The sequence below is a fragment of the Pseudobutyrivibrio sp. AR14 genome (assembly GCF_900101325.1).
Lineage (GTDB): Bacteria > Bacillota > Clostridia > Lachnospirales > Lachnospiraceae > Pseudobutyrivibrio.
In genome coordinates this window covers 69,934-89,389 of record NZ_FMUY01000012.1, presented here as the reverse complement: position 1 = coordinate 89,389, position 19,456 = coordinate 69,934, and the positions used below count along the sequence as shown (strand labels likewise).

The window sequence follows — 19,456 nt, the reverse complement described above, 5'->3', positions numbered from 1 at the left end:
TAACGCATGGGTCTATTTTCTAAAAAGAAGAATGAGAATACAAAAGCTAAGGGAAAGGTAGATACTTCTAGCAAAAAAAATAAAAACGGTGACGACAGAGATTCTGCCGCTGCTGAAATGAAACAAAAGAAGAAAAAAACAGCTAAAAAGGTAGTTCATACTGTGCAGGATACTCTTGATTGGGAATGTGTACTTGCGGATACTGGTATTTTCCAGATTGGTCCAAAGCGATTTTCTAAATCATTTGCATTTGATGATATTTCGTTTAGAACAAAGGATGAAGAAGAGCAGCTCACAATTTATGAAGCATATACATCATTCTTAAATATCTGTCAGCCGGAGGAAGATATCTTCTTCACATTTGTAAATGAACAGGAAGATCCCGATAAGAAACTTGCTCCAATTCTCCCTATTGAGAAAGGAGATGTTTTCGATGAATATAGAAAAGAAATGTCTACTATTATCACCGAAAATATGAAGAAATCACGTAATTCTATTTCAACCAAAAGATACCTTACATTTATTGTTTCGGCAGATTCTGTTGATAAAGCAGTACAGCGTATCGAAACTCTTTCAGGTGAGATTTCCCATAATTTTGAGAAGATAACAAAAATGCCTCTTAAAGAGTTAAATACAGCTGAAAGACTAGAGATTATTTCTAAATTATTAAATGATGAACCAAACTTTTGGTTTACACATGATGAAAAGGGAAAGACACATCTGGACCTTGAGTATTTAAAGAAAAAGGGACTTACACCTAAAGATATTGTAGCCCCTGATTATATGAAGTTCTATAGCAATAGATTTGAAATTAATGATAATGTAGGACAATCGCTATATCTTTCAGGTGTAGCAAATTGGCTTAATGCCAATTTTATTTCATCTATTATTGAAGTGAGTTTTCCATCGGTGTTTACACTTCATATTTCGCCAATTGAGCAAGCAGCAGCTATTAAAAAAGTTTCTGATCAGGCCGTAAATGTATCCGCCGAGATTGAAGCCAAAATGGATGATAGAGCTTCAAAAGGTAAGGATCCAAACCTTATTAATGCAGACCTTAGAAAGCGTCAAGAAACCATTGAACAGTTACAAGATGATATTAATAACCGCGATCAAAAATTGTTCTACGCAAATTTTGTTGGCGCCCATTTTGCCAAGGATATGGATGCCTTAAATATTCAGCAAAAAGAGATAAAGCAGTCTGCTGAAAAAATGATGTGTAAGATGACTGTAGCATTTTCTGAGCAGGAGAGAGCACTTATGACAGCTCTTCCTTTAGGGCAAGACAGGCTTCTTAACAAAGAGGTAATGTATACTACGGAATCACTTGGTATTATGATGCCATTTGATGAAATCAATAAATTTGACGAGCATGGTTTATACTACGGCGTAAATACTATTAATAAATCGCTTATTGTATATGACCGCTGGAAGGCAACTAACTACAATGCATTATTCCTGGGTATGTCGGGTACAGGTAAATCATTCTCCGCAAAACGCGAGATTTTTCAGGTATTCCTAAATTCCGATGCAGATATTTATATTGTTGATCCCGATGGTGAGTATTCCCCACTTGCAGGTGCCCTTAATGGAACTGTAATTAATATTTCTCCGGGCAATGGTATTTATATCAATCCACTTGATTTGGATATTGATACATCAGCAGATCCAGGGATTAATCCTGTATCAATGAAAATTGACTTTGTTTGTGGTTTGCTTGAGACAATGATTGGATATAATGCATCACTTACTCCAACGCAGAAGTCTATTGTCAACCGCTGTTTGACAAATATCTATAGACCATACTTAACTCACTTGCAAGAGCTTCCACCAGATGCTAATGGTCGTCGTCCAACTATTGATAGAGCATATTGCCCAACATTAGTAAATCTTTTCGACGAATTGTTTAGTCAGGAACAGCCAGAAGCGCAAGAGCTTGCTGTTATTATGGAGCAGTATACTACGGGTGTTTATGATGTATTTGCCCATAAGACAAATGTAGATGTAGATAATCGTCTTACAATTTACAATATTAAAAATATAGGTTCAAACCTTAAGGAATTAGGTCTTAAAGTTTGTTTGTCAGAAATATTTAATTCGATGCAGCGAAATAGTAGATCAAAAAAGAAGACATACGCTTATTTTGATGAAGCACATTTACTTCTTAAAACCCAAAGTTCTGCTGATTATTTAACTCAGATTTGGAAAAGATGTCGTAAGTTCCTTGGTGCTCCAGCAGCTATCACACAGGATGTTGAAGAGTTCTTAAATGCTCCAGGTGCTAGAGCTATCATTAATAACTCGTCATTTATTTATCTTCTTGGACAAGCTCCAATCAATAGAGGTATTTTACAGAATCTAATGGGATTGTCTGAATCAGATATAAGCTACATCTCAACTGATGTACCTGGTCGAGGACTGATATATACAGCCAATCAGACTATTCCGTTTGTTGATGATTTCCCTAAGGGTAAGATATTTGATGCAATAACAACAAAGATAGATGATTAGAATGTCATAATAATAACCCCTTTCTCTGGTTGCCATAAAGGCGTCCAGAAAAAGGGGTATATATTTATATTGTAAGTTTTGTGTTAACAAAAGCATTGGATAACAGAATAAATAGTTATCACTATTATCATTACAACCAATATGAAACGAATAATAATAAGACCAATTGAAAGAAGCTTAGAGATGATATCTAAGATAAATATAAATACATAGAAACCTGCAATAACGGCTATTACAGGAAATGCCTTCATAAGTATATCATGGGCTAAATAATAAGCGCCTATGCACCAGACAATTGTTCCAAATGCCATTGGAATAAAAATCATAAAAAATGGATGACATAGTTTATTTGCTACTTGTGTTCCTGTAAAAGAGATATAACGCTTATCATAGAGCTTATCTGCAATTACGGCTAAAACCTTTTCAACTATTGCTACATAGATAAAAACAGCAATTCCTATTGAAAGAAATAACGAACCAATAATTAATAATGTCTTCATAATCTTATCCTCGTAATGTTTTTATTTTCAGATTAAATAATGTCGTATTATAAAAAAACATCCTTGGTATTCTAACATATTTTATCTGCTTAAAATACTTTTTTCCCATTATTTATTAAGACTATTAATTTCTACATTATCTATTTGAGAAAAGGAGATGAATATGGAATATTCAGAATACTATAAGCACTCCATAGAACATATGGAAAACTCACCAACATATGGTAGAAGTAAAATTTCAATTTCAGAAGGACCTGAAAATGAAGAATTAACCCCGGAAATTATCAAAGATTTCTGTTCAAGACTGTCTGGAATTCTCCCTTCAGAACAATCAAAAGCTATTATCAGCTATCAGAGTTATAAGATGAATGAGAACGAAGAATACTCAGCTGAGGCAGATAACGTATATCAACTTATGCCTAAAAAGGTTGTTCTAAGCTACGACGTTTTGCATCCTGATCTTGCAACACTTTCTATTTACTTTGGTTCTCATACTGATCCGGCTCTTAGAATTTTCTGGAGACGACTAAATAATTTTTATGAAGAACAGTCTAAAAATTTAGCAAACGAGGAATTCGATATACCGGTGTTTATGATTAATCTCTTAGAAAGAGAAAACATCGGTGATATTCATTCCGAAGAAGTTAACCCAGATATTTATGAAGTTAATATTATCAATCCCCTGATTTGTTATTTAACTAGAGAGCTTCCCACAGATAGAGCAATTAAAGAGTATTTGGGGGATGAAGAGGTTGGTGGCAATGTAGTAAAAATGCTTATCTCTCTTGATACAGTTAATTTTATCAAGCGAAATGATATCGATGTATGTTCTATTAAAGCTTCGGCATTACTTCAAGCTACAGATGAAAAATATAATACAACACAAGCAAGAGACGATCTTATTGATTAAAAAAAGCAATTAGCCAAAAAGTAAGGAGAAGTTTTATGGCTACAAATTCTAATGATAGAGAAACACATAGTTCCAATACTAGAGCTACAATTTATGCGGTTATTGATGGTCGAGTAAATTCGGGGAATGGAAATTCAACGAGTTTACGAGAGCAAATTGCCGACGTTGCTACCAACGGTAGAAAAGATAGAGAGAACAATGTTGGTTATGATAATAGTGAAAGACTGTTAAAAATCATGGCTGTTAGTGATTCTATTGGCTATCATTATACAGAATCTAGAGCGATAAATAGCTACAATCATATTGATTTTAGTGATGCCAATACAAAAGCAATACTTTCAAGTTTAGGCTATGGCAAGGGCAATGATATTTCTAATTGTGTCGCTGGTAAAAACAAAGTACAAGCCATGAAAGAGATGAAGTCTAAGCTAGAAAGTAAAATGTGCAAAGATGCACGTATTAATTCATTTTCAGTTAATAACGTTGTAAGAGCTATTAATAAAGCTAGACAAGCTGGCAACACTCAATTGGCCCAGCAATTACAAGGCCAACTTGATTTCTATAGAAAAAATGGCTTGAATGAAAATATTAATGGTGGAAATCGAGCATATGGCCGCGCCCTTGTAAGTCAATATATAATGGGCGAAGACATAACAAGAGGTGTAAGATTTTATCAAATGTCAGGAAAAGCCGCCATTGCTACAGTCCGCTTTTCTACAAAAATGGTTGCTAATACAGCAGTTAATATTGCAACAAGCAAGCCGGTGCATGCAATTGCCGCTGGTATTTCAAAGGCAACTGGAATTGGAGCAAATTCTAATTATATTAAAAATACAAACACAAAAAAGGCTCGTAAAGAATATAGAAAAAATACTAAAACTGCTGTTTCAAACAAAATCAGAAAGAAAAGTGCTGGAGAAAAACTGGCAGCTAAAAGACAAAGAAAACAGGCTAGGAATATTAGAGCGAGAGAACGTGCTGGTTTAAAACGAGCAAGACTAAACAAAAGAATGAAAGGTATGAATCCTTCATCAAAAATGTATGCTCTTACAAAAGCAAGATATAAGTTACAAGGAGCGAAGATTAAATTACTTCGTTTTAAATATAATCTGGGTAGCAGAGTTAGAAATTCATTTGTTTTTAAAATGGGCCGAAGAATAACGGCGCCATTTAGATTTATTTATCAACATAATCCGATTAATTTTTTCAATAATCTTGTGAATGCGATTAAAAGAAAAGTGAAGAAGACTATCGGAACTCTGATTTTAATTGCGGTTATTCCTATTGTGCTTCCAGTAATTATTTCAGGTGTAGTAAGTGGCGTTTGTGGTCTTTTAGCTCATTTTGCAACAGCTTATAATCCTGCAAATATGTTGGCTGATGCTCTTGGTGCGACCAATTATATGCAGCTTATTATTAATGAAACCAGCGTTGATTTAGCAGCAGAGCTTGAATTGGCACTGGAAAACGATGCTCAGACATATTACTTATCTGATGATACTGCGGTTCCTTCGGATAATTTGGCTTGGACAAAACAAGTTGATGAAGCTGAAGTGACAAAGATATATTCAACAGAAAAGGGGGTTGTGGATGGATATGAGCTTCCGGGTGTATCTGCCAATTTACAAGCAATTTGTTCAATGGCCCATAAAAGGTTCCTGGGAGAAATTGATTTTAATAACTATTTTACCGTTAAGGGTTATGTATATATGATGTACATATATAGTCATGATGCATTGCGTGATGCAAATGGTGATGTAGTTTATGGCTATGAGGACATAGAAGAGTGTAAAGAGGAATGTTTATATGAAGGTGAAGTTTCAATCCATACAGAAGACGCAACTCCAGAGAAAGCTGCTGTAGTTCAAGTTACTAGGCCAAAGGAAATATGTTCAAATGTTTATATTCATGGATATTCTAGGGAATATAATTCAGCTGTTAATAAAAAAAGAGCGGAGTTTGGTACATTTTTGACAGCATCTTTAGAGACATTAGGCGCCGAGGTGAATCCTGATATGACATCAGTTGGAGTTTTTGCAAATGAAGTGCCTTATGACGCTTGTGGAAAATGTGATCACTGTACACCAGTAAAAGTTCTTACTTGTCGGCAAAGAGAACATAAACATAATGGCGGTTGCTTTCATGAAGGTATACAGACATGTTCTATACCTGAACACAAGCATTCAGAGTCTTGTTACACAACCTATTATATATGTTTAGGCCATTGTGGAGGTCATATTAGCCCATCAGTGACACTTACTATGGATATGACATATGAGAATCTAGCTAAGCATGATGCGTTTGCAATACCGCGATATTTAGACGCATCTGATTTTTCAAATACAGCCAGCGAATATGTTGATGGTAAATTGTCAGTTGGTACTTCATCAACGCCTAAAGCAAAGGAATATAAAACCTTTGAGGACTGGCAAAAGGCATGGACTAATAAAGTGGATAATTGGGGATTTACACAGTACCTCAAAACACCTGCCGAATGGCTAGTAATTGGTGTTAGAAATCTGATAGATTGGTTTATTAACACCTTTAGTTCGGATGCTACAGCAACGAAAAAAGATGATGTAGAAGAGTTTGGTGGTTGGGTAAAAGAAGATGGAAGCTGGACTTCTGAATTTAAGGACTTACCTGATGTATACGGAACTTATTATGTTGATGATGACCCGAGTCAGGGAGTTAATGAAGTTCCGTATGGTGATGCAAACGAACTGTGGGAAGGCTTTGATGTAGCATTTCCTACAGGAGCAGGTGCGCGATTAACCAAATCCCAAATCAAAGACCTTTTGAAACAGATAAAAAAGTCTTATCCGGATATAGGGCAAACCCAGCTTGATGTAATAGAAGAGGCTTTAAGTGAGGTTGGTAATTGGACCTATTCATTAAAAGGTCATACAAATGGATATTACCACACAGGAGGTATAACAGACTGTTCAGGCTTCGTCGGTGGAGTAATTTATCGAACTCTTGGAATAGATACTACAGGTATGCTTGCTGCAAGCTATAAAGGTTCTTCTAATAGGACTGCAGGTTCAGCAATATCACATAGCGAGGGGGATAAAAAACATAATACATATACAGGACATGTGGTAATTTACTTGGGTTATTTATCCGAAGGTATTCCAGGATATACTGTTGGCGGTATTGAACAATCGGGTCCTGGACATTACATTGTTCATTGTAGCAGAGGAGCAAATTGGAGCGGTTCTGTGGTTCAAAAAATAGTAAGCATTGATAAATATCCTCAAACATGGAATTACTGGTAAAGAAAATTCATTGAAAAATAACATAAAAAATAATCTACTTCCATTATTTATATGGAGTAAACAGAAATACTCATTAAAAGCAACTAAATTAGTGGAGGTGGAAAAATGTTTGATAAGATTTCAAAGATTATTGAGAAAGTAAGCGGGGCAGTTGTAAAGTTCATTTACAAATTAATATCGTTTGATTTTGGAAGTGATGATACTGAATACAAAAAGGGATAAGATAGAGTCTTTTGAACACATTTTTATAAAATAGGAGGTATGTAAAAATGAATTATCCATTACCTAAAGATGGAAGTATTGATTATATGCTATCAATAGCAAAGGCAAGAGCAAAAAGGTGCGTGGAAAAAAAGATAGTAATAGAGCAGGATGAGGATGATTATCCTCTTTATCAAGTTGTTACTAAAGAAATTGCAAAGACAGAACTTGGAGAAATATTTGATGAAGTAGCCATGAAGACTCAGGAGCTGAATTGTACTGCTAAGGCGCTAGAATCTATTTGTATTAATCTAGGAGAGTCTTTAGGCCTTACAGAGGCAGATCTTATGCAAATGTATTTAACCAATATGGGCAGGCAGAAAAAGATTTCGGATGAAGAATCAATTTACTTAAATGAGGGAGAAAGTCTTGCTGCTAAGAAAGGATTTACTCTTGTCAAGTAATGCTATTTGAAATATGAAGGTAAAAATCCCAAGAAAGCAAATTTATGATCCTAATGAAATCTCTGTAAGCTATAAAAGAAAGAAGATTCATTCTATTAATGATTTCTTTTTATTCTCATGTCATGTTACAGATTTCTTAGCGAAATTTATCCAGCTTGTTTTTATTGTCTATGTACTATTTATAGATAAAGACATTGCTGCTTTTATTTCAAAATATAAATTATTTGAGCATGATTATTTATATAGAATAATGGTTGACTTAGATTTAGCTTTTATTTTTCTTAATTCATCAAGGGACTATATTAAAACGCAAAAGAAAATATTTGTGTGGTCTAAATCAAGAAAATATGGTTCTCAAATCAAGATTCCTATTTCTTTTAGGCATTATAAAAGAGAAGGCTTTTTTGAAATATTAACTATGATTGGAATTATCGCTCTAATAGTACTAATGCATTTTGTAAACGGTATTAATCTAGGCGAAGCCATTTTAACTATTTCCGTAATAGTAGTATACAGTCTCTGGATGGTTGTACATATTATTAATGGCATTTTTTCCTATATTAATAAAAGAACTGTAAGAAAAAGAGAAATAGAACAAGTTTTGAAGTATTGGTAGTAAGAATAGATGAGGTATAAAGATGATTATATCAGGCGGTTATCCGATTTTAACAATGGAAGATAGAAATAGTTTATCTATCTATAATTTGTCGCACACCCAAAAAACTCGTATGAAGAGACAATATTTAAAGCGTTTTGCGAAGCTTGAATTCGCTTTATATGCCATGCTTATTGTCTTTATAATAATTGGGATAACATTTAAAGATTCAATAAATGAAATGGCCATATGTATCATGTCTTCTATTGTTGCGATAGAGATCCTATCCCTTTATGGAAAACATAAGTATAAGAAGGAATGTAGTTCAACTAACCAATTTCTAAATTTGAAATGTATAAGAAAATATAATGAATGCGAAGACACCAATATTCTTGGATATTACAAATTAAAAGCTGAAGATACAAAGACTAATTATCAGACGGACGTATTTGTTCCTCCCACTATATACACTTCTATAGAAGAACAAGATACTTTTAATCTTGAAATTGAATCTTGCTTTTTAAATAGTATTCCGCTTGTATCAACTGATACATTTGCAGAGCGATTACTTAGAGTAATATGTTAATGACTCCGTCCCCCTGGGTTATTTATTGCCGCACTACAAAAAAAGTGTATAATAAGAAACATGTTGGGAGAAGGCAAATGAAAAAATACATGTATATTCTTAAGACTCAAATAATTAAAACCATGACATATGAGTTTAATGTCTATGGCAATATCATTATGCAGACAATCATCATGATTACCTCTGCTTATTTCTGGAAGGCTCTCTATAGAAAACAGGAAACTGTAGGAGGGGTGGATGCTGACAGTATGCTCACATATATAATCATATCTTCGTTGTTATCCGTGCTTTTAATCACAAATGTGGAAAAAAGAATTGAACAGAGTGTAATTAAGGGAACTGTAGCCACAGATATGATGCGACCTATTAACATTTTTGGTGGGTATTTTGCTGAGGATATTGGAAGTATCATTGCGCTGTTTTTCCAAAACATGGTTCCCATTTTTATTATTGGTTCATTATTTATAAAGGTGCCAAAGATGGCGGATATTTCTGCTCTGCCGTTGTTTATAATCTCAGTTGTGGAATCATTTTTGATTAACTGGCTGATTTCGGCTCTCTTTGGAATGATTGCATTTACAGCAATTAATATTGACGCTCTTATTCAGGTGAAAAAGCATCTTCTTAGACTTTTGTCTGGAAGTATTATTCCTGTTTGGTTTTTCCCAGAGAAGGTGGCAAATGTCTTAGAAGCACTTCCATTTGTTTATATTTATCAATTACCGCTTTCTATCTATATAGGAAAAGGTGATAGAGCTGAACAGCTTAGGGGAATGGGAATACAGTTTGTGTGGCTGGTAATTCTTGCCGCTCTTTTCCTATATGTTCAGAAGCGTGCAACTAGAAAAGTGATGGTACAGGGAGGTTGATGATGAAAAAAGGATTTAAAGAACTGTGCCATTATATGGACGTGACGGGCCAATGTATCAAGATGGCATTTATGACAATAATAGAATATCCATCAAGCATTGCGGGATGGCTTATATCAAATCCACTCCAGTTTATCATGGGATTTGCAATCATAAAATTCGTGGTGGAGTCATTTGGAGAGATAAATGGATGGAACTATGGGCAGCTAGCATTTTTATATGGAATTTCAGTTATATCCCACGCTCTTTCTATGATATTTTTCGTCCAGGGATGGTTTATGGGCTACTATGTGATTTATGGAGATTTCGATCAATATTTGACCAGACCACTTGGCGTGCTTTATCAATTCTTTTTTACAAATATAAATATATTTGGAATTACAGATTTGATACCTGGAATTATTGTATTTATTTATGGATGCGCAAAATGTCAGCTTGCCATAACGCCACTTTTTCTGATACAGGTAATTATCATGTTGGTGGGGGCAACCCTCATAAGAGGCGGCATATATATCCTAATTGGAAGTACATCTTTTCACACTAGAAGTGCAGTGGATTTTGGCCAGTACACACAGGAGATAATGGACAAGACCACTATGTATCCAATATCAATGTATCCTGAAAGTATGCAGTTTATTTTGACATATTTGATTCCAGTAGGATGGGTATCATTCTACCCGGTGTCAGCATTGCTTGGCGTTGAAAATACTGTGTTAAATGGGCTCGCAGTGCCATTTGTGACATTGGTGGTAGGGCTTGTAGTTATGATATTAGCGGGAGCTTATTTTACATCGGGACTCAAAAAATACGAAAGTGCAGGTAACTAAATATGATTAAAGTTGAAAATCTAAGCAAAGACTATTTACTCAAGAAAAAAGCACCTGGACTTTCAGGTGCGCTAAAGGGACTTGTAAAACGTAATTACGAAGAAATACATGCTGTTAAGGATTTATCCTTTAGCATTGGTGAGGGGGAAATAGTTGGATTTATCGGGCCGAATGGTGCAGGAAAAAGTACCACTATAAAGATGATGGCAGGAATCCTGACTCCTACAAATGGAAGTGTGTATATCAATGGTGAGGATATTACAAAGCATAGAAAAGAAGTGGTAAGAAACATTGGCGTTGTATTTGGACAGCGTTCTCAGCTCAACTGGGATCTGAGACTGGGAGAAAGTTTTGAGCTGCTTAAGCACATTTACCAGATTCAGCAGAAAGACTATGAGGCAACACTCGATGTGATGGATGAGATACTTGGTATCAAGGAGCTTGTAGATAAACCTGTACGCCAGATGTCACTAGGACAGAGAGTAAAGGGGGATTTGGTGGCAGCAATGCTACATTCTCCAAAGGTGCTATTTTTAGATGAACCAACCATTGGACTTGATGTGTCATCTAAGTTTGCCCTTCGCACATTTATCAAGGAAATTAATAAAATCAAAAAGACAACAGTAATACTTACCACCCACGATTTAGGTGATATCGAGGAATTGTGTGAACGACTAATCATTATAAATCACGGTGTGATGATGGAGGATGGAAATCTTTCTCAGATAGTAGATGGAATCGCGCCATACAAGACACTTGTGGTAGAGTACTATGATGAAGCTGCACCTGAGCATGCTAGATGCGAGATGATTGAGCATGAGGGTAATATAGCAAAATACAAATTTATGAAGCAGGAGACCACTGCGGCAGAAATTATCGCCGACCTGTCCAAAGAAAAGAATATCAAGGATGTTTCTATTGAAGAGGCAGGTATTGATGATATCATAAAGATTGCATACGGGTCATAGGTGGACCAAGGGGACGGGGTTAGTGGACCATTTTTAAGAAAATTGTCAGATAATGGACCATTGACCCCGTCCCCTTGGTCCATAATTAGGCTATGGCTCTTTTTTTAATAAAAGGGTAAAATAATACGAAAAAATTACTTTGAGGAGAATAATAATGGATGCAAGATTAAAGAAAAATATTTTTATTGCGAAAATAGCGTTGTTGATTTTTTTGACTGTCTTTTCATTTTTTGTGGCTTCTTCAAAGGCTGTTAAGCTACCTGTATTTGAAAAGTCTGTTTCAACATTGGAGGAATCTAAATCTGTAGTAATGAAAGTTACTGGAGCAACTATAGGATTGTCATTTATTATCTCTATGTTACCAGATGACTGGGGAACACCACTTGCAGATACAATTGCAGATTTGAATAAATATTTTGTGTTATTGTTAGGAATGCTTTTCTTGGAAGGTCTTCTGATATCTAAGGGTATCCCAGTGACATTTAAGATTTTGGTACCTATTGCTTTAATTTTGCTGATAGCATATTTGCTGACCAATAAGAAAATATTCAAGATAATAGCAAAAAAGATTATTGTGTTATCGCTGGTTGTTATTTTTGCAGTGCCTTGCAGCACAACTATATCTAATTGGCTGTGTAATGGTGGCATGACATATGTGAATGAAACAGTGACATCCGCAGAAGAAGGAACGGATAAAGTTGAAGACTTATCAGGTACAGAGGCTGATAAAGGATTCTATGAGAAGATATCAGCGATTTTCAGTACTGCTATAGATGGAGTAAAAGATTTATTTAATTATTACAAGGGAATGTTAGGCAAGTTTATTAATTCCTTGGCCATTTTGGTGGTGGCATATTTTGTCATTCCTGTAGCAACATTTTTATTATTGCTCTGGATTCTAAATCAACTATTTCAATTTGAGGGATTTAGAATGGGAGTGCCAAAAGTATTAAAAGTAAAGCTAGATAAAGAATCAGTCAATGAGACAGAGATAGAGGAGGCTGAATAGTGAAAAAGATATATATACTTAGAGCAATTAGTATTGCATTATTATTAGCTTCCCTTCTAATAATTATTATCTCTGTGACTAGAAAAAGCGAAAATGTATCCGCTTATGATGATGGGGTGGAAATGGTAGATCCTAACACGATTATTCTCAGCAATAGCGGTGTGAGAGTATCCTTTTCCGATGTAATACTGTCAAAACCATCAGAAACCAGAAAGCTTGTGGTATTTGAGCAGGAGGGAACAGTTAGCTATAAAATCGAAGATAGGATGTTTGATTTCTTAGATTGGGAACCATCAAAAAAATATCAAACTGTACAGTATACCGGAAAAGGTAGTTTCGTAATCGAATTGGATCAACTAGGAAAAAGCAATATAGTTGAGGATGTCCAAAATCATACAGTGACCATTAAGATCCCACACCCAGTTTTAGACACAATAGAGATAGACCCAAACGAGGTGGAGATAGGTGATAAGCAAAGTGGATTTTTGGCCATAGGAGACATCAAGCTCACCCTGTCCGATTACAATAAAATCGAAAAAGAATTAAGAAAAAGATTAAAAGAAAAATTCGATGTCTATAGCAATGGACAACAGGCAGATGACTTGGCCTTAAAAGCAGTTTACGATATTTATTATCCTGTAGTTAAGGCGGTTGATAGCGATTATGAACTCAAGATAGAGTGGACCTAGGGGACGGGGTTAGTGGGTCACTTTGCAAATTCTTTTAACGGTGGTTTCTGATATATCCATGAGACGAGCTATTTGTTTGATTGTTAATCCTTTAGCTTTTAACGCTCTAACATAATTGTTTCTTTCAGGTTTTCCAAGGGAGGATACATCAGATGTTGATGGTAGTTGAGTTAGTGATTTGAATATTTCTAGAGCTTTTTCATCCGTAAGAAAATGACTTACATTTTGGTAATCGTTTTTGAATAAAAGGGATTCGGGGGAGACATTTTCTTTTGCAAAATAATGCAGTAGAGATTCCTTTGAACCAGCGATGCTATAAGCTTTTGATATGTTGATTAAGGGATTTTTCGCTCCATAATATGCATTAAAGCTGCTCCAACGATATTCGGAAGGAAAACGACACATGTTTGCTTCGACAGGATTGTCATGAATGTATTTAATTACGGATAAGAAAGATTTTTCACTTTCTATTGCAACGCTATAGAAGCGGTCTTGGAAAAGATGTCCGCTGCGTGAATATTTACAGTTATACCATCTGACAAATTTTGTACCCAGGCTCTGGAAGAAGCTGGATAATTGGTCATTTGAAATATAAAGTAATAGATGAATATGATTATCCATTAAACAATAAGCATATATCTCTGTATCATAATTCTTTTCACAATCAGATAATATTAGTAGGAATTTTTGGAAGTCGAAATCTTCTTCGAAGATTATGCGCTGATTAACAGAACGAAGTATGATGTGATATATGCCCGTAGAACTCATGATTCTGGGTTTTCTTGGCATATATTTACTCCTTTGTTTTGAATGTATTTAAATACTTAGAAAAAAGATATTCTGCATTGTATAACATTTTAAAAGGAAAAACAATATGAATTTGAAAAATGGACCACTAACCCCGTCCCCTAGGACCATTTAAGGAGGAAAAAGTTATGAAAAATCGAACTACACAGTTAATTTACCAGACAGCATATTGTACCCTGGGCGTTGTTGGAGTAGCAGCAAGCCTTGGATTCTTTGAGCATGTTTTCAGATGGGATTTTTACATTATGTATACCAATCTCAGCAATTATTTTTGCATATTCGTTATGTTTGCTGAACTTATACAGACAGCTCGAAAAAAAGAAAATAGCTATGTAACTGTTAGCCCAGCGCTTAAGTTTATAGGTATGCTTGGAATCTTGCTAACATTTTTAGTGTTCAACATTTTGCTTGCTAATGTGCCAGGGAGAAATCCTGCAGAAAACTTTAAAATAGCAAGTGTTCTTGCCCATGTTGTGCTGCCTATTATGTACACACTGGACTGGTTTTTATTCTATGAGAGAGGCAAGACAAAGTTATTTTATCCATTTGTTTCGGTGTTGTTTCCTATAGCTTATTTAGGCTATGTATTTATTCATGCAGCAGCACATAGTTTTGATTCAACTATTACAAATTATCTTGGCACGGACCCACTTATCTACCCATACTTTTTCTTGAATCCAGATAGAGTTGGAAATATGGGCGTTTTAAAATGGTGCGTTATTTTGACAGCAATATTTGCTGTAGGTGGACTATTGTTTGTAGGCATAGATAAGCTCTTTGGCCGTAGGAAAAAATAGTTTTTGCGTCAATGTGCATTTCTTATAGTAGGAGCATGGGGGACTATGTTTTTCAAGAAAAAGCTAGAGAAAAAAACTTATGACAAATTAAGGAAAAAGCCTGTGATAAAGGCCAGTATTTGTACAGGAGAGCAGGTTGCTGGATTTAAGGATTTATCAACAGGGGCTTTTGAGGAAGTGATGCTTATAAAGGGCCCGGAAGATTTGGCTCTGTTTAGAGAAATGTATGGCATCGCTGGAGAAATAGAAAAGATTTATTGATGGTCCATGGGGACGGGGTTATAGGGCCAAAATAAAAATGAGCCACTAACCCCGTCCCCTAGGTTCATATTTGAGGAGGAATAATGGTAAGAATTTTATTTGTTTGTCATGGCTTTATATTATAGTTTTTTTCTGAAACCTTGTAATATCAAGCTTGAAGGGCATAATGAATAATACTTTATACCAGGTTTATACCTGTATATTTATGGATAAAAATAATTTTGTGGAGGGGCTTTTCTTTAGCAATAAATAATTGACAACTGATAATTTATAAGTTATCATACTTGTAGATAACGAATAAGTTATCATTAGGAAGAGGAATAATATTGTACGAAATAATCTTTTACGAGGATAAGGATGGTAAATCACAAGTATATGACTTTATTCGTGAATTAACATCTAAAAAGGGAAAGGATGCACGAATTAACGCAAACAAAGTGAATGATTATATTCAATCATTAGCAACCTATGGTACATATATAGGAGAACCTGTTTGCAAGCATCTGGATGGAGAAATATGGGAATTAAGGCCGCTAAGTAATAGAATTTTATTTGCAGCATTGGTAAATGGAAGATTCATTTTATTACACCAGTTTCCCAAGAAAACACAGAAGACACCAAAGCGCGAGATAGAGCAGGCAAAGCGCGAGCTGGCGGATTATTTGGAGAGGAATGAACAGATATGAGTAAAACATGGAATGAAGTAAGAAGCGAATTATTTACACCTGAAGAAATTGCGGAAAGTGATTTAAGGGTTGCTCTTATGGGCGAGTTAGTTAAAGCTCGTAAGGAACAAGGAATATCACAGCGTAAATTAGAAGAACTAAGTGGTGTTAAGCAGCCTGTTATAGCAAGAATCGAAAATGGAAGTAGCAATCCGCAGCTTGAAACTATTATTAAGTTGTTAGCAGCATTGGGTAAGACTTTAGCGGTTGTTCCTATGAAATAGTGTGGATAGAATAATGAATATGGAAAAGACTACTGTAAAATAAAAAACAGTAGTCTTTTTTATATATATTTGGTGGTATATTAATTACATAAGCACATGAAAGCAGGGGTGAGTGTATGACCTATAATCTTGATAGAATCAATTATTTAATAAATAAAAAGAATGCAATTATTCTGAAAGAGTTAGATGAGATTCAGGAAATAATGATTCCCCAGACAATGTTTAGTAAGGGAGCCTACCAATCAAATATTATTCAAGCATACTATATTTCAGATATTCATTTGGAACAGCATTTAGAGAATAATAATATTAATATAGGCGACAGGAAATCTATTGTATCATATTTCGATGCAGTAATTAAGAAAATGATTTCGAATGAAACTGCATTCGATATTATGGGAGCTGGACTAATAGGTGGTTCAATAAAAGATTTGGCTAACTCTTGTTTTGGCAGAGGGTACTTGAGATTTTTATATCGAAATCTTAATGATGAAAAATTTGAAGAATTAATTGGACAAATTTATAACGATGAGTTTGATGCATATGTTGAACCAGTTATTAGAAGATTTGTTGTTTTTGATGGTGATATATCCGCAAATATAGGACTAGTAAAACTGTTTTTCGATCGGATGTTATTACGCTTTAAATATTGTTTATATAAATCATGGAAAAAAAGTCATGGTTGTATCGCTGATGTGAAAAATGGATTGACTTTAGATGCTGCAATTCAAAAGTATAATAAGAAATTGGAGCTATTGAAAATATCTTCTGAAAAGAAGAGAAAAACACTTAAACGATTAGAAGAGAAACTAGGTAAGACTTTTGTAAAATACTATTACAAAAAAGATTCCTACGATATTAAAAGATTAATATTAGAACGTAAAGATATTCCTGACTATGTGGCATATATTCTTTTGAGTCTAAAGCGTCTAGAAGGGAATGTAGATTATTATGTTGAAAATAAACAGGAAATGATTGAAAGGTATCAGGCTAGTAGTTATGAGGTGTTTGATGGTAACATTAAATCTATTTGTCCAATATTCTATATATTAGGAAACCACGAGTATTCGTCATTTACTACTATAGATGAAGCTGTGAAAGCCTACAGAGCCGAGCTTCATAATTATCCTATAACTATTCTTCAAAATGATATAAATATTTATGGTAATTGCGTTGTACTTGGTGGAAGCGGATTTGCTCAGTATAACGATAAATATAATGCTGATAGTTTGCTTTGTGCTCATAAGATGATGGGAAATAGAGCTTATGAAATCAATGAAGGAAAAATATTTGAAGAAAAATACAATGAAGCATTGACTATGGCTAGAGAGAAAAATATTCCATTGGTAGTTTTAACACATTATCCAACGAAAGATTGGTTGTTAGGGCAGACAGACAGGCAGTGTTACTATTTTACGGGGCATACACATAACAATACAGTTAATATAGGTGAACAGGGAACAATATATGCTGATAATCAAATAGGTTACGATAGTGAGAGTATATCTCTTAGAAAATACCCTATTGGAACAATGTTAAATCCATTTATAGATTATGAAGACGGTATTCATCAAATAACTCCACAACAATATCTAGATTTCTATCTTTATAATGGCGAATCGCCAGGAATAGGACTTATTGAAAGAAGCGTAAAGAAGAATAATCCTTTTTATATGATTAAAAGAAATGGTTTCTATGGATTCTTTATAGTTACAAAGAAGAATATTCAAATATGTGTTGGTGGAAGACCTAAGAATATAACAACGATTACAGATATAAACTATATCTATAATTGCTTCATGATTATGGTATATCAATATGTTATGGCTTTAAAACCATATAGAAAGTTTCAAGAAAAAATATCTGAAGAAATAAAAAAATTGAGTATACCATCTAGTAACATAGGGAGAATCCATGGTTGTATAGTAGATATTGATTTTACACATCATATTATGATTAACCCATCTGGTAGTGGTAAAATTACATTTTATTATTCACCTTTCTTTGGATTGGTTCAAGAATATGAGAATATAGAGCGATTGCTTGAATCAGTAGAGCAGAAAAGCCCATGGTTATTAGATGCTAAGTGCTTATATAGAGATAGCAAGCGGCGTTTTTTAGAAGATAAGAATAATATATTATTGTCTCTATCTTCAAGTAATTATATAGGCGAATTGAAAGATGAACTAGTTAGTATAGACATAGCTGAAAGCATATACCCAGCGTCAGCAAAATTAAATCAACTTCAACGTCTATTTACAGCCAATATTTTGCGGGATTGGGATCAATCAATTATTGGGAATCTAATTGAAATAGAAGATATCGATTCGTATGCGCTAGAAGAGAAGTTAAATAAGCTTAATCCTTATCAAAAAGTTCAAAAGCATTGGAAAAATCTCCTATTAATTGAGACAGAGAATATAAGTATTAAATTGGTTCGTTGTGCGTTAGATAAAAAAAGAAAATGTATTTTTCCATATAAAGTGCTGGAGAAACATCATGGATATGAGATTCCTAACCAACCTATGGATGACGATGAACTAAAAAACTATATTAGGCATATTCCTGAAGATATACTAGTAGAGACATTCAGAGATTTCGAATACTATTTGGGGATTGATATATTAAAATACTATCCGCTAGATATTATACCAGTTGTAGAAGTTAAACGTGTTTTTGAGCAGTATTCACTTGGGGGAAAAGATTTAATCGATATACTTGAATATATAGGAGATTCCAAATGGCCTATCATATTTGGAAATCTTGTAGTTGATGCATTTAAAGGTAAAAAAAGACCATCAAATTGTCCAGACGATTTGTGGGAGAAAATTAAAAACTATTAATTATTGTAGGAACTGTTAAAAGAATAGCCTATGAAATTGTTGTTATTTCGATTTCCATTAATTGAAATTAACGTAACGTTAATTCCAGTTAATGGAATTTTTTTTGTTCTTTTTTAGATTTTAAGTTTTCCATTAATCTGTATTATCGCTCCAATAATAGGGATTAATGGAAATTTGACTGATGTTTTATATTCTTAACAAATTGTATTTATTTAGAAACAATTACTTTGAGCTTTACCAGTTTTAAAATTTTGGGCCATTTTACTAATTAGAGGGCGCGGAATATCGTTTATCACTTAGTGGTTTTTGCTCGGATGTCTTATGAAAAATTGACTGTAGTAAAGATTTGTATGTTTTTCTTTTTCCATAAGACATCTTCGCTCAAACCACGC

The 19,456-nt window shown here is 34.3% G+C and carries 18 protein-coding genes; 16 read left to right on the top strand and 2 right to left on the bottom strand.

The genetic code is table 11. The features are described 5' to 3' along the window. Positions 1 to 6 precede the first annotated feature (6 nt). Positions 7 to 2,511: a VirB4-like conjugal transfer ATPase, CD1110 family gene (locus BLP50_RS11035; RefSeq protein ID WP_090154689.1), complete on the top strand. Its 2,505-nt coding sequence runs from the start codon at positions 7 to 9 to the stop codon at positions 2,509 to 2,511. A gap of 83 nt (positions 2,512 to 2,594) precedes the next feature. On the opposite strand, the gene BLP50_RS11030 is transcribed toward BLP50_RS11035, so the two are convergent. Beyond that, a complete protein-coding gene (locus tag BLP50_RS11030; protein WP_090154687.1) occupies positions 2,595 to 3,011 on the bottom strand; it encodes a hypothetical protein in 417 nt (138 codons plus the stop codon). Between the two features lie 163 nt (positions 3,012 to 3,174). On the opposite strand from BLP50_RS11030, the gene BLP50_RS11025 reads away from it, so the two are divergent. The 10 genes from BLP50_RS11025 (at position 3,175) to BLP50_RS10980 (ending at position 13,407) form a co-directional block, all read left to right on the top strand. Continuing rightward, positions 3,175 to 3,921, top strand: a complete 747-nt coding sequence (locus tag BLP50_RS11025) for a hypothetical protein (RefSeq protein WP_090154685.1) — start codon at positions 3,175 to 3,177, stop codon at positions 3,919 to 3,921. Positions 3,922 to 3,956: 35 nt separating this feature from the next. Beyond that, on the top strand, positions 3,957 to 7,199 hold the full coding sequence (locus tag BLP50_RS11020) for an NlpC/P60 family protein (protein WP_090154684.1): 3,243 nt from the start codon (positions 3,957 to 3,959) through the stop codon (positions 7,197 to 7,199). A 269-nt stretch (positions 7,200 to 7,468) separates the two neighbouring features. Continuing rightward, the gene (locus BLP50_RS11015) at positions 7,469 to 7,864 is read left to right on the top strand and encodes a hypothetical protein (RefSeq protein ID WP_090154682.1); all 396 of its coding nucleotides are present in this window, start codon (positions 7,469 to 7,471) and stop codon (positions 7,862 to 7,864) included. Between the two features lie 13 nt (positions 7,865 to 7,877). Next, the gene (locus BLP50_RS11010; protein ID WP_090154680.1) at positions 7,878 to 8,480 is read left to right on the top strand and encodes a hypothetical protein; all 603 of its coding nucleotides are present in this window, start codon (positions 7,878 to 7,880) and stop codon (positions 8,478 to 8,480) included. A 22-nt stretch (positions 8,481 to 8,502) separates the two neighbouring features. After that, positions 8,503 to 9,045, top strand: a complete 543-nt coding sequence (locus BLP50_RS11005; protein ID WP_090154678.1) for a hypothetical protein — start codon at positions 8,503 to 8,505, stop codon at positions 9,043 to 9,045. Positions 9,046 to 9,122: 77 nt separating this feature from the next. After that, positions 9,123 to 9,914, top strand: a complete 792-nt coding sequence (locus tag BLP50_RS11000; protein ID WP_176753765.1) for an ABC transporter permease — start codon at positions 9,123 to 9,125, stop codon at positions 9,912 to 9,914. Positions 9,915 to 9,916: 2 nt separating this feature from the next. Continuing rightward, positions 9,917 to 10,741, top strand: coding sequence for an ABC transporter permease (locus BLP50_RS10995; protein WP_176753764.1), 825 nt, complete (start codon positions 9,917 to 9,919; stop codon positions 10,739 to 10,741). A 2-nt stretch (positions 10,742 to 10,743) separates the two neighbouring features. Next, positions 10,744 to 11,709, top strand: a complete 966-nt coding sequence (locus BLP50_RS10990; RefSeq protein ID WP_090154672.1) for an ABC transporter ATP-binding protein — start codon at positions 10,744 to 10,746, stop codon at positions 11,707 to 11,709. 154 nt (positions 11,710 to 11,863) lie between these two features. After that, positions 11,864 to 12,718 (top strand): hypothetical protein, encoded by an 855-nt coding sequence (locus BLP50_RS10985; protein WP_090154670.1) that lies wholly within the window; start codon positions 11,864 to 11,866, stop codon positions 12,716 to 12,718. Further along, entirely contained in the window at positions 12,718 to 13,407 is a 690-nt protein-coding gene (locus BLP50_RS10980) for a DUF4230 domain-containing protein (protein ID WP_090154667.1), read from the top strand. Before BLP50_RS10985 ends, BLP50_RS10980 begins: the two co-directional genes overlap by 1 nt. A gap of 9 nt (positions 13,408 to 13,416) precedes the next feature. Here the strand turns inward: BLP50_RS10980 and BLP50_RS10975 are convergent, their stop codons facing one another. Beyond that, positions 13,417 to 14,196, bottom strand: coding sequence for a transposase (locus tag BLP50_RS10975; RefSeq protein WP_090154665.1), 780 nt, complete (start codon positions 14,194 to 14,196; stop codon positions 13,417 to 13,419). 146 nt (positions 14,197 to 14,342) lie between these two features. On the opposite strand from BLP50_RS10975, the gene BLP50_RS10970 reads away from it, so the two are divergent. From BLP50_RS10970 to BLP50_RS10950, 5 genes are all read left to right on the top strand, one after another. Further along, positions 14,343 to 15,011: a Pr6Pr family membrane protein gene (locus BLP50_RS10970; protein WP_090154663.1), complete on the top strand. Its 669-nt coding sequence runs from the start codon at positions 14,343 to 14,345 to the stop codon at positions 15,009 to 15,011. Positions 15,012 to 15,056: 45 nt separating this feature from the next. Next, positions 15,057 to 15,272 (top strand): aspartate dehydrogenase, encoded by a 216-nt coding sequence (locus BLP50_RS10965; RefSeq protein ID WP_090154661.1) that lies wholly within the window; start codon positions 15,057 to 15,059, stop codon positions 15,270 to 15,272. Positions 15,273 to 15,598: 326 nt separating this feature from the next. Next, on the top strand, positions 15,599 to 15,958 hold the full coding sequence (locus tag BLP50_RS10960; RefSeq protein ID WP_033153011.1) for a type II toxin-antitoxin system RelE/ParE family toxin: 360 nt from the start codon (positions 15,599 to 15,601) through the stop codon (positions 15,956 to 15,958). Next, entirely contained in the window at positions 15,955 to 16,221 is a 267-nt protein-coding gene (locus BLP50_RS10955; RefSeq protein WP_033153013.1) for a helix-turn-helix domain-containing protein, read from the top strand. The genes BLP50_RS10960 and BLP50_RS10955 overlap by 4 nt, the downstream gene beginning before the upstream one ends. A gap of 116 nt (positions 16,222 to 16,337) precedes the next feature. Then, positions 16,338 to 19,064: a metallophosphoesterase gene (locus BLP50_RS10950; protein WP_090154659.1), complete on the top strand. Its 2,727-nt coding sequence runs from the start codon at positions 16,338 to 16,340 to the stop codon at positions 19,062 to 19,064. Positions 19,065 to 19,456: the final 392 nt, after the last annotated feature.